The organism is Gilvimarinus gilvus (assembly GCF_030518155.1).
Lineage (GTDB): Bacteria > Pseudomonadota > Gammaproteobacteria > Pseudomonadales > Cellvibrionaceae > Gilvimarinus > Gilvimarinus gilvus.
Genome location: NZ_JAULRU010000635.1, coordinates 1 through 348, shown reverse-complemented (window position 1 = coordinate 348; position 348 = coordinate 1). Strand labels below are relative to the sequence as shown.

The following is a 348-nucleotide window of genomic DNA, read 5'->3' as shown; positions in this document are numbered from 1 at the left end:
CCTGACTGGCGTGATCGACTTCTACAACGCCTGCTCCGGGCCGATGCTGTATGACATCGCCATCACCGTGAACGATTGGTGCCTGGATGAGCAGGGCGCAATCGACATGCCGCGTGCCCAGGCGCTGCTGGCGGCCTATGCCGCACTGCGGCCGTTCACCGCTGCCGAGGCCGAGCTGTGGCCTGAGATGTTGCGGGTAGGCTGCGTGCGCTTCTGGCTGTCGCGGCTGATTGCGGCAGAATCGTTTGCCGGGATGGATGTGATGATCCATGACCCGAGCGAGTTCGAAGTGCGTTTGGCACAGCGCCAGCAGGTGGCTTTGCACCTGCCATTTGCCCTCTAGCCCTT

At 62.9% G+C, this 348-nt stretch carries 1 protein-coding gene; it reads left to right on the top strand.

All coding sequences use genetic code 11. The features are described from left to right. Nucleotides 1-343: phosphotransferase (locus tag QWI17_RS16570; RefSeq protein WP_302723639.1), on the top strand; the 343-nt coding region annotated here is incomplete at its 5' end. Nucleotides 344-348: the final 5 nt, after the last annotated feature.